Origin of the sequence: Bacillus cereus group sp. BfR-BA-01382, assembly GCF_022663475.1 — a bacterium.
Taxonomy (GTDB): domain Bacteria; phylum Bacillota; class Bacilli; order Bacillales; family Bacillaceae_G; genus Bacillus_A; species Bacillus_A thuringiensis_S.
In genome coordinates this window covers 59,274-72,107 of sequence record NZ_JAKUFQ010000018.1, presented here as the reverse complement: position 1 = coordinate 72,107, position 12,834 = coordinate 59,274, and the positions used below count along the sequence as shown (strand labels likewise).

Here is a 12,834-nt window from a genome sequence, read left to right as displayed (position 1 = left end):
TTGGGATTATGAAGTCGGAGTTCCTCTACATAAAAGAATTTGAAAATGTAGAGCACTTTAAAATAGAATTAGAAAAATATATAGATTATTATAATACGAAACGGATTAAGGCAAAATTAAAAATGAGCCCGGTACAATACCGGACTCACTTTTATCAAGCTGCCTAATGAAATAACCGTGTCTAACTTTTAGGGGTCACTTCATTTTGAATTGCTCTTTTTTAAAACGTTTATCAATACGGTAAATGAAATTATACTTATCTTATTACGCCGTTTTCAAAACTTTAATACCTCTGACGATATTCCAAATAAAGTAATAAATTCCTACAAGAATGAACACTGCATATGTGATAATCATTCCAATTCCAGCACCGTCAGATTGATCGAAACCTAAACCGTACATTCCTGATACTGCTAGTCCTCCAAATAAGATTGCGTATGGGAAAACATGTGACCAAAATGCTTTTTTCGCATGATACTTCACTTCATCTTCTGCAACAAAGTACACGATAATTGGTAGTAAAAATGGTGCAAAAAATATACTAAAGTAACATAACGAAGATAAAATATTATTTCCTTTCATCCGATTCACCTCTAAATAGTTTTTGTTACCTTCATTATGTCAGGAAACCATTCTAGAAACTATCGCTTTACCTTTCACGAACGTGACATATTTGTAAGATTTCCCTCTAAAATAATCCCGCCTGAAATTTCAGGCAGGATTATTTTCTCTATATTCGATTCATAAACCAATATTGTGTAATTGCTAAATATTCACGTACATTCGATGGAATGATGATTGGTTTCGGTGTTTTTGCCGGAAGACCTTCTAATTGTAAACCTTGTTTGGCCGCTATTTTTTTCGCTCTAAACATATGAAAATCGTTTGTTACGATCATACCTTTTTTCATATCGGCTGGTATTAACGGTTTTGAGAATGTAATGTTCTCATCTGTGCTCGTAGATTTGTCCTCCATTATAATACGGTCTTCTGCGATGTTTTGTTTTATTAATCCTTGTTTCATTGCTAATGCTTCTGAAATGTCTTCACCTTTTCCTTGTCCGCCAGATACAATAGCAATTGTTTTCTCATGTGATTTTAAATATTCAGCTGCTTTATCAATACGATATTGCAATGAATAAGATGGTTTCGTCCCATTTACTTTCGATCCTAGTACAATTATGTAGTCAGCATCGTAGGTTGCATTCATATGCCCATGCTTATAAATGTGATATTGTAAAAAACCCATATACACGGCGCAAATCATTATGACAACTAAAATGCACTTCATTATTTTCTTCTTTCTCATATTCATATACTCCTATTTTCTTTTACTTCCTTCATGATAATATCCATTTATTTGTTTGTATACAGACAGATTTCAATAAACCCTAATTTATCCTCTAAAAGGTAATATTTATATTACTTTCGGGAATAGTAAGTACAACTTTACACGAAGGAGTGTCTCTATTGCTTCTCTTTTTATGTAACGTGTCGTTCTTTTTTATCTTATTTTTACTATCGCTTAAGTTACTCGGTAAATCCGCGTTAGCACAACTAACTCCTCATGATTTTGGGGCTATAATTTTTTTATCTTATTTAGCTTTCCAGGCCATACCCGTCTCTGGTGCTTTACAAGCATTTCTCGGTATGGTTGTTATCACATGTTTACATTTACTCCTTACAAAATTAAGCCTATTTAACAAACTAAATCGCTTTATTCTCGGACACCCTATCATTTTAATTAAACATGGTGATATTATTTTTGAGAACTTACAAAAAAGTAGATACCCCATTGCAGAACTCCTTTCTAATCTTCGCGTTGCAGGTTATCCAAGTGTTCATGAAATTGAATACGCTATTTTAGAAGCAAACGGCGCTATTAGTATTTTACCAAAAAGAGAACTTGTACCATTAACTCCAAAAGATTTAAACATAGATGTTAAGTATGCTGGGTTACCAATTGCCCTTATCGTCGATTCACAAATTCAATATGATAACTTAAAGTTAATACATAAAAATGAAAAATGGTTATATAAAGAATTAAAAGAAAAAGGAATTACAAATATTAAAAACGTTGCCTTTGCTTCTGTTCAAGAAACGGATGGATCTTTTGCGATTAGTTTAAAGGAATAAAAAATCCCCTTAATTGCTTAAGGGGATTTTCTTCATCATATCGCTTCTTTCTCTCCTGCCATATTTAATGGAACAGGATGTTTTATACGATTCATCGTAAATACGATAATCGCTGTCATTACTTCCGCAACTGGCATAACGAGCCAAATTCCGTTTATCCCAAATAATTTTGGCATAATCCATAACAATGGAAGAATAAATAGTAATCCTCGGCTCATTATAATAAGTACTGATTTCTTCGTTTGTCGCACTGATTGGAAGTACTCTCCATACACAATGTTATAACCTAAAAATACGTATTGGATAAAGAATAAACTAATACCTGTTAAGGTTAACTCCAATAATTCTGGAGATTGAACATCAAATAAACCAATGATATATTTCCCGAAGAATAATCCGACAATTATCGCAACGCCTCCGAGGACAACTGCAATTTTCACAGCAAACTTCAATCCTTCACGCAATCTTTCTGATAAGTTTGCACCATAATGGAAACTAGCAATTGGTTGCAATGCAGCACCTACACCGAAGAATAGTAGTAATGTCATTGCATGAATACTATTCACCATCGCATAGGAAGCTACTCCTACTTCTCCTGCATATTGGACGAATGCGATATTAAAACCAATCGTTACGATTGCAACCGTACTTTCTGCTGTAAAACTTGGGAAACCAATCACCATAATTTGTTTGACAGTATCCCATTCAAAATGGAATTTCGTCCACTTTAAGATACTACTTTTTCTAAAGAAATGAGTTAATAATACAAGGAAACCAATCGCTGCCGAAAGAATAGTCGCTGAAGCAGCACCTGTTACGCCCCATCCAAAAATAAAAATAAAGATGTAGTCAAACACGATATTTAATACAGCCGTTACAACAAGACCTGCCATCGCTAAATTAGGATTTCCATCATTTCGAATAAATGTACTTAAAATATTTTCTAAAACGTATATCATTCCAAATGTTAATAATACGTGTAAATAGTCTAATGCATACGGTAAAATCACTTCATTTGCACCAAATAAGTATGCTAAATCTTCTATTCTCCATAAGCAAATAGCTGCTAAAACACCTACGATAACAACTGCTACCGTCATTGATTGAGTAAAAATAGACCTTGCTCTCTCTCGTTTATTTTCACCTAATGCAATGGAATATAACGTTGCCCCGCCCATTCCAATCCATAATGAAATAGAGAAGAAAATCGAAAAGGCTGGAATAGCCACGTTCACTCCTGCTAAACCGTTCGCCCCAACTCCTCTACTAATCATAACCGCATCAATTACAATATTCACTGACATTAATACCATTCCGAGGACGGCTGGTATTAAATATGAAATAAATAAGCTTTTTATCGGTTTTTCTCTTAACTTTTCTGTTGCTTCCATACTCTAATATGCTCCTTTTTTTCAACTCTCTTTTCTTAGTTTAAACCTTCAAGTAACTTGAAGGTCAATAGAGAATTAAAAAATAGGTAACTGACTTATATGAATGAATGTAAATTTGTAATCAATTCAAAGGTTTTCATCTTATTTTTTTACTACAGGAATTTGAATTTCTGTTACTTGCTCCTCAGGATCTTCTGTTACAGACCAATCAATCAATCCAATCTCAATCGAATCTCCATGTACTTCGTAACCTTCTTTATCAATGTATGTAAGTAACTCCTTGTACGTTGCATCTGTTTCTTCATATGGTCCATGATGATAAGAACAAGCATATAAACCTTCTTTAATTTCATCTGAAGTATGCACTTCATACGGCATATAATCCAAAAGAATAAATACACTGCTATATGCTTGAAACTCATTTTGCATTAATCCTTTTTTCGCAACAGTTACACCAATATCTCCAGAAAATAAACTATCATCCATTTGCCTCATATTTTTTGCAACGAATGGATGTAGTACTCAAACATATCATCCGTCGTATTCGGGGCAACCGCAATTGCTGTAATTTTCCGCTGCGGGATCTCTTTAATTACCATTTGTTCAGCTTTTGCTTTTGTTGCTTCCTTAATTAAATGAATTCTATGCTCCATTTTCGCCAAAGCATACTCAATTTCTCTTTGTTTTTTCAACATCATTTCTTGTTGTTTTTCCAGTAAATTGAGTGCGTATGCTGGATTTCTTTCATCAATATATTTTTTAATTTCCTTTAATGGAATGTTTAATTGGCGTAAAAACTTAATCGTATCTAATAGTGAAAATTGATCGATTGTATAATAACGATAATTCGTTTGAGGATCAACAATGGACGGATGAAAAATTCCTTTTTCATCATAATACCTTAATGTAGATTCTGCGATATTATGCATTTTTGCCATTTCTCCAATTGTAAAACGTTTATTTAATAACATCTTTTATTTCCTTCCATTTCTATTTATTTCATTATATGTTCATTTTGTCTTCAAAACAAAAAAGAATTCCCATACGAGAATTCTTTTTTTACTATTAAACCTCTATTATTATAGGAAGAATCATCGGCTTTCGTTTTGTATTTGTATATATATACCTCCCTAACGCTTCTCTTACCTCCCTTTTCAAAATACCCCAGCTATTCACATTCTCTTTCTTTAAATTATTAATTGTAATAACAGCTAATTTATTTAATTCTCTTAAAAATTCTTCTGAATCACGAACATAGACAAATCCACGAGAAATAATATCAGGACCTGAAATTATTTCTCCATCCACTTTATTAAAAGTAATAACTATAACGAGCATTCCATCTTCTGAAAGTTGTTTACGATCACGTAATAATGCATTTCCAACATCTCCAATTCCTAATCCATCTACATATATATTTCCTGCCTGTATTCTTCTAGATTGAATTGCCACTTCATTACTTATATCTACAACATCTCCATTACGTACGATAAAGATATTTTCCTTTTCAATACCAATTGATTCTGCTAACAAACTATGGTGATGTAGCATTCTAAACTCTCCATGAATTGGAATAAAATATTTTGGCTTCATTAATGTAAGCATTAACTTCAACTCTTCTTGATATGCATGACCGGATACATGCACTCCAGTAGAACTACCTGATCCGTAAATCACCTTTGCTCCTAATGAAAATAAATTATCGATAATTCGAGAAACGTTACGTTCATTTCCTGGGATAGGGGTCGCGGCTATAATAACCGTATCTTCTGGTAAAATATCCACTTGTCTATAGTTTCCACTAGCTAAACGCGCTAAAGCTGCCATTGGTTCTCCTTGACTTCCTGTACAAAGTAATGCAACCTGCTTTGGATCTAAACGATTTACCTCATTTGCTTCAATTAACATACCTTCTGGAATATGTAAATAACCTTTCTCTAGAGCAACCTCTACTACATTTACCATACTTCTCCCTAGCAAAGCTAGTTTTCGATTTGTTTTTATACATGCTTCAACTATTTGCTGAACACGATTCACATTAGAAGCAAACGTAGAAATAATTACTTTTCTATTTGCTTTCATAAATATTTCCTCTATCCGTTCTCCTACTGACCTTTCTGATGGAGTAAAACCTGGGCGTTCTGCATTTGTGCTTTCAGATAATAAAGCTAGTACACCTTCAATTCCTATTTTAGCCATTTTATGAATATCAGGATGTTGATTGTTTACTGGTGTTAAATCAAATTTAAAATCACCTGTATGTACTACAGTACCTTCTGGTGTATGAAAAACAATACCGAGACAATCCGGAATACTGTGGTTCGTTTTAAAAAAGGTTGCCTTAATAGAACCACAATCAACTTCTGATTCTGAATGAATAACGATTAATTCCGTATCATTTTGAAGATTGTGTTCCTTTAATTTAATTTCAATTAAACCTAACGTTAACTTTGTTGCATAGATTGGTACATTTAGTTGTTTTAAAAAATATGGTATTCCGCCAATATGGTCCTCATGCCCGTGCGTTACTACTAAACCGCGAATTTTTTCTTTATTTTCTTGCAAATATGTGACGTCTGGAATTATTAAATCAATCCCTAATAAACTTTCATCTGGAAATTTAGACCCACAATCAATGACGACAATATCATTTTCATATTGGATAGCATACATATTTTTTCCTATTTCATTTACTCCACCTAAAGCAACAATAGACAAGTTATTTTTTAATGAATTCAAATGATAAAACCTCCTTTTCACATTTATAATTCGTGAAATAGCATTTAGGCTTTATTATTTGTAATGAAAAAGGACTTCATACTATTTTATACATATAAAATTCACACGCTACTCTTACACCTATATCTCAATAAGACAGCTTCTTCCTCAAAAAGCTCCCATTTTTTCATTGATTTTTTATAAAATCTATTATATATTAATTACAGGTTCAAATTACGAGTTCAAAAGAACTTGTAATCAGACCCTTTTGTTTAATGGGTTTTACATATTTTCATTAGGCAAATTCCGAGAAATCGTATGATAAAACTAAAAATGATGAGGAGAGGATCAGATGGAATTCGAATTTTTCTTTCAAATTGCACTTATTTTATTAAGTACAAAGCTTGCTGGTGATCTTAGTGTTAGATTAGGTCAACCTTCTGTGCTAGGTAAATTAATTGTCGGTATCGTTATCGGCCCAGCTATATTAGGTTGGATTGAAAATTCAGAGCTTCTAACACAATTAAGTAATGTCGGTGTTATTCTTTTAATGTTTATGGCAGGACTTGAAACAGACTTAGATGAATTAAACGCAAATCGCAATTCTTCTTTAGCAGTTGCACTCGGAGGTATCATTCTTCCATTCGTAGGTGGTTACGTTTCCGGTCTTGTTATGGGAATGGAACAAGGAAACGCTGTATTCTTAGGGTTACTTCTATGTGCGACAAGTGTTAGTATTTCCGTTCAAACACTTCGTGATTTAGGTAAAATGAAAACACGTGAGAGTACGACGATGCTTGGAGCCGCTGTATTTGATGATATTCTTGTTGTTATTTTATTAGCATTCGCAATGAGCTTCTTAGGCACTGATGATGTTAACTTAACAATGATTATCTTGAAGAAAGTAGTATTCTTCGCTTCTATTATTTTAATTGGATGGAAAGGTGTACCAGTGATTATGCGTTGGTTATCACCATTGCGCGTATCTGAGTCTATCGTGAGCGCAGCTCTTATCATCTGTTTCTCATTCGCATATTTCGGCGAATTATTAGGAATTGCTGGTATTATTGGTGCTTTCGCTGCTGGTATTGCAATTTCTCAAACAAACTACAAACATGAAGTAGAAAAGAAAGTAGAACCAATTGCTTACGCTATGTTCGTTCCAGTATTCTTCGTTAGTATCGGTATGAATATTACATTTGACGGTATTGGCAATCAAATTTGGTTCATCCTAGCATTAACAGTAATCGCTGTATTAACAAAACTAATTGGTTGTGGTGTTGGTGCACGCATGACTGGATTTGATGCAAAGTCTTCTGCAATTATCGGTTCTGGTATGGTTTCTCGTGGTGAAGTTGCACTTATCATCGCAGGAACAGGACTCTCTTCAGGTCTATTAGCACAAGATTACTTTACAGCAATCGTTATTGTCGTTATTTTAACTACAATGATTACACCACCAATGTTAAAATATACTTTTGGTGCTAAAGATAAAGCAATGAATGAAAGCAAGTAAATAAGTTTACTATAATAAAAGGAGATTGCTATCTTATAAAATAGCAATCTCCTTTTTGTTTTACCCTTAAACAATCTCGTTCTTTTTTAACCATTTTTCAAAAATAATTCGTGCTTCTTCATCATCGATATCATTACTAAATGAATACACCTTAATGCCATAATCATCTATATATTCGCCTAGTTTCATTTCCTCCACTTTCTTATAAAAACCGTCTACCTCATAGTGCGGAAGATAAGCATCCCAAACTGGTTCATTTATTCTTTTGTACGCCGTCACTTCTAAATCATATCCATCTTCATAATATCCGATGTGATAATGTTTGTTCGGATCATATTTCTCCATTAAAAGTCCCCTCCTACTAAACAAAAGCGAGCCTTATATTACAGCTCGCTCCTCTCTCTATTTATTAAATACGTTCCATCGCCGTCTTCAACGTTCCAACAACAAAGGCAATTTCTTCACTTGAAATAATAAGCGGCGGTGCTAATGTTAAGACGTTATTATATCCTGCTGTTGTCATACCGTTGCGTCCTATAATTAAGCCCTTTTCTTTACAAGCATTTACGACACTTGCAATTTTTTCGTTATCAATTGGCTCTTTCGTCTCTTTATCATTTACTAGTTCGATTCCAACTAATAGACCTTTTCCTCTAATATTCCCAACAAGCGGATGTTCTCCAATTTCATCTTTTAGTTGCTCTAATAAAAGGGAGCCCATTTGTGCAGATCGCTCGATCAAATTTTCATTTTCCATAATCTCTAAATTTTTAAGTGCTAATGCACAAGCTGCTGGATTTCCACCAAATGTATTAATATGGCGGAAAAATTCATATTCTCCCTTCCCTTTAAATGCTTCATATATTTCTTTTTTCACAGCTGTTGCAGATAATGGTAAATATGCGCTCGTAATGCCTTTTGCCATCGTAATAATATCTGGCTTCACATCATAATTCATAAATCCAAATGCTTTTCCTGTACGACCGAAGCCGCAAATCACTTCATCACTAATAAGCAAGGCACCGTGTTTTTGACACGTCTCATGAACAGCTTTCATATAGTCTTGTGGTGGCATTAAAATGCCCCCACCTGTAATAATTGGTTCCATAATAAAAGCGGCAATTGTTTCACTTAATTCCCACGTCATAACACGATCGACTTCTTTCACACATTCTACATCATAAATATGCTGCCCTTCAATCTCAGGCATACGGTAACAATCCGGTGGTGTTACATGTAAAAATCCTGAAGCAAACGGCTCATATTGATATCTACGCTGCGCTTGTCCCGTTGCTGCCATTGTCGCCAGTGTATTCCCATGATACCCGCGATAACGTGACATAAATTTATAACGATGTGGTTCACCTTTTTGAGCATAGTATTGCCTCACTATTTTAAAAGCTGTTTCGTTCGCTTCTGAACCACTATTTGAGAAAAAAATAACATACTCTCCCCCAAGCCACTCATTTAACTTTTCAGCAAGCTTTATAGCTGGTTCATGAGATTGTGACATTGGAAAGTATGATAATGTTTGTAATTGCTTATAAGCCGCTTCTGCGAGCTCCTTTCTTCCATATCCACTATTCACACACCAAAGGCCACTCATAGCATCTAAATATCTTTTTCCTTGTATATCTTCAACCCAGCACCCTTCAGCTTTTGCCCCTACCATTGTACTATTTGGACTAAAGGGACGCATTCCGTGCCAAACATATTGCTCATCTTTTGCTAATAATTCATCAGTTTGCTTCGTTTTCATCATTACTTCCACCTTCCATAACAACTTATTTTTCACAAAAGCTGCGCTGGTACCATGATGATTTAAATTTCTCCCTGTTATTTTCATTCCACAAAATTAAGACAAATCCTACTTACAAATCAGTAATATTTACAAGAAAATGACAAAAGAAAAAAGAGCTTTTCTTATCTATCGAAAAGCTCCTCTTTTATTTAATGTGAAGATGCATCGCTAATACCATGACCAGTATTAGATTTCACAAGAATTTCATCAAATTTCGCTTCATCTTCTTTCTTACTAGATAAAACAGTTCCTAAATATGCTGCAAGAAATCCGAGCGGAATTGAAATAATTCCTGGTGTCGTATATGGGAATAACGCTTCCCCAACAAAAATAGCTTTTCCAGCTACAGGGTTCCAAACATTAGGACTCAACGCTACGAGAACAATTGCTGATACGAGCCCTACAATCATACCGGAAATAGCACCCGTTGTATTAAAACGCTTCCAATATATTGTAAATAAAATCACTGGTAGATTTGCACTCGCTGCAACTGCAAATGCTAATGATACTAAAAATGCTACGTTTAATGTTTGGGCAAATAATGCAAGTATAATAGATAGTATCGCTACTCCAATAGATGCATAACGAGCCATGGATACTTGCTCTTTTTCCGTTGATTTCCCTTTGCGAATGATCTCATTATAAAAATCATGTGCAAATGCTGATGCTGCTGTTAATACAAGACCTGCCACTACAGCCAAAATCGTCGCAAAAGCAATTGCTGATACGAAAGCAAATAAGAAATCTCCACCTAACGCTTTTGCTAATAAAGGTGCCGCCATATTACCAGCTGGGTTCGCTTTAATAATCGCTTCATTTCCTACAAAAGCCGCCGCACCAAATCCTAAGAAAATCGTCATAATATAAAATGCACCAATTAACCACGTCGCATATACGACAGATTGACGTGCAGTTTTTGCATCACGTACTGTAAAAAAGCGGACAAGTATATGTGGTAATCCAGCTGTACCAAGTACTAGTCCTAAATTTAAAGAAAGTGTATCAAGACCATCCTTATACTTTACACCTGGATTTAAAAATGAATCTTTTAATGGTGTAGCTGTTTTCATTTGAGCGAACATTTCAGTCACGCTGAAGTTGAATTTTGCGAAAACGATAACAGAAATAATAAACGTACCAGCCATAAGTAATACAGCCTTTACAATTTGTACCCAGCTCGTTGCTGTCATACCACCAAAAATAACATACACCGTCATAAGTGTTCCAACGATTAATACAGATGTCGTATATTCAATTCCTAATAATAATTTAATAAGTGCACCCGCGCCAACTAATTGTGCAATCATATAAAAGATAGAAATCGTCATCGTATTAAGAGCTGCGACTCCGCGAACTTTTTTCGCATCAAAGCGTGCTGCAATCATATCCGCCAAAGTGTACTTTCCTAAATTTCTAAGCGGTTCTGCAACAAGATATAGTACAACTAAATAAGCAACTAAAAAACCGATACTATAAAAGAATCCATCAAACCCAGTTAATGCGATTGCTCCGGCTATACCAAGAAATGAAGCAGCAGACATATAATCTCCAGCAATGGCCAGACCATTTTGCCAACCAGTTAATCCCCCTCCAGCCGTATAAAATTCACTCGCATTTTTCGTTTTTTTCGATGCAAAATAGGTTATGACAAGCGTACCAAGAACAATAATTAAAAATAGTGCAAACGCAGTAGTATTCAAGTTCAGCCCCTCCCTTTTTGCATATCTTGCAGAATTTTTCGGGAGATTTCATCAAATGATTCTGCTTTTTTGCTATAAATCATACATAGTGCCCATGTCATGATAAATTGGGAAAAAGCAAATACCCACGCCCATGTAACGTCACCAAATGCAGGTGTATTGAGCACCTTTGAATACGATGTTAAAATAGGTAATGCGATAAAAAAACTAAAAAAGAAAATACTCATTGGAATGATAAACTTCTTTTTCGTATTTAATAACAATTGAAATTCTTCCGACTGAACGACCTCTGTATAATTCACCTCATTTTGCAACTTACGTGCTGACGTATCATCTCGTTTCATTAACCGATCCCCTCTCTTACTTGAAATGCACTTCCCCCTTGCATACCTAAAGACTAAATTTTATAAATATTCAGAAACTTATACTTATTGTAGACAATCCGTGCATTCATGCAAAGATTTTTTGATAGACATTTTTCGGCAATTTCCCCTAAATTTTTAATATACTTTTTCAACATAAAGTGACACCTTACTTATTTTTTCCTCATTAAGACAAAAGCAGTGCTTAACGCACTACTTTTGTCTTTTTTTCCTTTTCTAAATTACGAGCTGTTTCGCTTAACTCAACCTCTTTTCCGTCTTTAAGTGTTCCAAATATAAAATCGAATACTGGATTTGAAACACCGAACCAAAACTTTTCGTTTTTATAATGGTGTAATATATGTTGTTTTTTTAGCCATCTTCCAAACTTAGTGACGGGACGAATCGGTCTATGGGCAATATAATGTTTCCATTCGTAAACGAGCAGCATAATAATCATTCCGATTCCAAATGAAAGTGTAATAGTAAGACTTTTTGTAATACCATATGCTATAAGTAAATATATAGTAAAACTAGGTATACTAAACCATACAGGTAAAAACAAAAGTTTTAAATCATCTGGATATACGTGGTGATCATAATGTAATCTTCTTAACATTTTTAATAGAAATGTGTTTTTAGGTGGCTTTATATGGAATAAAAAACGATGTGTCATATATTCATTCAGTGTATAGAAAACAATTCCAAACATACATGCTAACATGCCAAACCACGTTAAAAATTGCATTTTTAAAATAATAATGAAAATAAATAGAATGCTATACATAATGACGATATCATATTGTAAAAAGAACTCTTTCCCCACTTTCTTCATCTTGTTTCCCCCTTTTCCAAAAAAACAGCCGCAACATATCGTTACGACTATTTCTTTTCTATTCTTATTCTATTCACTTTACAAATTTGCCTGCTGTTCTATTGTCGAGAAAAAATTGTTTGGTCCAAATATATTTTGCTTTGGAATAATATGTTCCACTGCAAACACTGTTACTTCTCCTCTTTGCACTTCTCCAATAATGAGACCAAATATTTGATGATTTACTGCAAACGTCGGTTGCTTTGTTTGTAGCAATCTTGCAGCATTATGAAATACTGCTTCATATAGTGGATTTCTATCAGTAATTTCTTTTCGGATTTTTGGCGCTAACGTAATTATAATTTCTTTTCCGTCAATAGTGGTTCGATACATAAA

At 34.2% G+C, this 12,834-nt stretch carries 13 protein-coding genes and 1 pseudogene; 3 read left to right on the top strand and 11 right to left on the bottom strand.

Annotated elements, in window-relative coordinates; translation table 11 throughout:
- Positions 1-167, top strand: a 167-nt coding sequence (locus MR160_RS10630; protein WP_143249640.1) for an IS3 family transposase, incomplete at its 5' end; no start/stop codon positions are given.
- 97 nt (positions 168-264) lie between these two features.
- On the opposite strand, the gene MR160_RS10625 is transcribed toward MR160_RS10630, so the two are convergent.
- Both MR160_RS10625 and MR160_RS10620 read right to left on the bottom strand, forming a co-directional pair.
- A complete protein-coding gene (locus MR160_RS10625) occupies positions 265-582 on the bottom strand; it encodes a magnetosome magnetite crystal formation protein family (RefSeq protein ID WP_000678054.1) in 318 nt (105 codons plus the stop codon).
- Between the two features lie 148 nt (positions 583-730).
- Entirely contained in the window at positions 731-1,309 is a 579-nt protein-coding gene (locus MR160_RS10620; protein ID WP_001227671.1) for a YdcF family protein, read from the bottom strand.
- A 161-nt stretch (positions 1,310-1,470) separates the two neighbouring features.
- Between MR160_RS10620 and MR160_RS10615 the strand changes: the two genes are divergently transcribed.
- Positions 1,471-2,136 (top strand): DUF421 domain-containing protein, encoded by a 666-nt coding sequence (locus MR160_RS10615; protein WP_000923923.1) that lies wholly within the window; start codon positions 1,471-1,473, stop codon positions 2,134-2,136.
- A gap of 35 nt (positions 2,137-2,171) precedes the next feature.
- Here MR160_RS10615 and MR160_RS10610 read toward each other — a convergent pair whose 3' ends face one another.
- The 3 genes and pseudogenes from MR160_RS10610 to MR160_RS10600 all read right to left on the bottom strand — a co-directional run bounded on the left by MR160_RS10610 (position 2,172) and on the right by MR160_RS10600 (position 6,266).
- On the bottom strand, positions 2,172-3,527 hold the full coding sequence (locus MR160_RS10610) for an MATE family efflux transporter (RefSeq protein ID WP_000388401.1): 1,356 nt from the start codon (positions 3,525-3,527) through the stop codon (positions 2,172-2,174).
- A 141-nt stretch (positions 3,528-3,668) separates the two neighbouring features.
- A pseudogene (locus tag MR160_RS10605) lies at positions 3,669-4,498 on the bottom strand (MerR family transcriptional regulator).
- Positions 4,499-4,592: 94 nt separating this feature from the next.
- Positions 4,593-6,266 carry a ribonuclease J gene (locus MR160_RS10600; RefSeq protein ID WP_079245317.1) on the bottom strand — a complete coding sequence of 558 codons (1,674 nt, stop codon included), beginning with the start codon at positions 6,264-6,266 and terminating at the stop codon, positions 4,593-4,595.
- 331 nt (positions 6,267-6,597) lie between these two features.
- Here MR160_RS10600 and MR160_RS10595 point away from each other — a divergent pair, with 331 nt between their 5' ends.
- Positions 6,598-7,761, top strand: coding sequence for a cation:proton antiporter (locus tag MR160_RS10595; protein WP_000393875.1), 1,164 nt, complete (start codon positions 6,598-6,600; stop codon positions 7,759-7,761).
- Positions 7,762-7,827: 66 nt separating this feature from the next.
- Here the strand turns inward: MR160_RS10595 and MR160_RS10590 are convergent, their stop codons facing one another.
- From MR160_RS10590 to MR160_RS10565, 6 genes are all read right to left on the bottom strand, one after another.
- Positions 7,828-8,106, bottom strand: a complete 279-nt coding sequence (locus tag MR160_RS10590) for a DUF3986 family protein (protein ID WP_000417071.1) — start codon at positions 8,104-8,106, stop codon at positions 7,828-7,830.
- 64 nt (positions 8,107-8,170) lie between these two features.
- A complete protein-coding gene (locus MR160_RS10585; protein ID WP_141403465.1) occupies positions 8,171-9,520 on the bottom strand; it encodes an aspartate aminotransferase family protein in 1,350 nt (449 codons plus the stop codon).
- 191 nt (positions 9,521-9,711) lie between these two features.
- A complete protein-coding gene (locus MR160_RS10580; RefSeq protein WP_001098240.1) occupies positions 9,712-11,262 on the bottom strand; it encodes a solute symporter family protein in 1,551 nt (516 codons plus the stop codon).
- A 2-nt stretch (positions 11,263-11,264) separates the two neighbouring features.
- On the bottom strand, positions 11,265-11,606 hold the full coding sequence (locus tag MR160_RS10575) for a DUF485 domain-containing protein (protein ID WP_000817366.1): 342 nt from the start codon (positions 11,604-11,606) through the stop codon (positions 11,265-11,267).
- A gap of 223 nt (positions 11,607-11,829) precedes the next feature.
- Positions 11,830-12,459 (bottom strand): sterol desaturase family protein, encoded by a 630-nt coding sequence (locus MR160_RS10570; RefSeq protein ID WP_000755405.1) that lies wholly within the window; start codon positions 12,457-12,459, stop codon positions 11,830-11,832.
- A gap of 78 nt (positions 12,460-12,537) precedes the next feature.
- The gene (locus tag MR160_RS10565; protein ID WP_000286367.1) at positions 12,538-12,831 is read right to left on the bottom strand and encodes a hypothetical protein; all 294 of its coding nucleotides are present in this window, start codon (positions 12,829-12,831) and stop codon (positions 12,538-12,540) included.
- Positions 12,832-12,834 lie beyond the last annotated feature (3 nt).

Excerpts from the sequence above, each read along its gene's own strand:
- MR160_RS10625 (WP_000678054.1), bottom strand. The coding sequence starts at position 582 with ATGAAAGGAAATAATATTTTATCTTCGTTATGTTACTTTAGTATATTT.
- MR160_RS10620 (WP_001227671.1), bottom strand. The coding sequence starts at position 1,309 with ATGAGAAAGAAGAAAATAATGAAGTGCATTTTAGTTGTCATAATGATT.
- MR160_RS10610 (WP_000388401.1), bottom strand. The coding sequence starts at position 3,527 with ATGGAAGCAACAGAAAAGTTAAGAGAAAAACCGATAAAAAGCTTATTT.
- MR160_RS10595 (WP_000393875.1), top strand. The coding sequence starts at position 6,598 with ATGGAATTCGAATTTTTCTTTCAAATTGCACTTATTTTATTAAGTACA.
- MR160_RS10590 (WP_000417071.1), bottom strand. The coding sequence starts at position 8,106 with ATGGAGAAATATGATCCGAACAAACATTATCACATCGGATATTATGAA.
- MR160_RS10585 (WP_141403465.1), bottom strand. The coding sequence starts at position 9,520 with ATGAAAACGAAGCAAACTGATGAATTATTAGCAAAAGATGAGCAATAT.
- MR160_RS10575 (WP_000817366.1), bottom strand. The coding sequence starts at position 11,606 with ATGAAACGAGATGATACGTCAGCACGTAAGTTGCAAAATGAGGTGAAT.
- MR160_RS10570 (WP_000755405.1), bottom strand. The coding sequence starts at position 12,459 with ATGAAGAAAGTGGGGAAAGAGTTCTTTTTACAATATGATATCGTCATT.
- MR160_RS10565 (WP_000286367.1), bottom strand. The coding sequence starts at position 12,831 with ATGTATCGAACCACTATTGACGGAAAAGAAATTATAATTACGTTAGCG.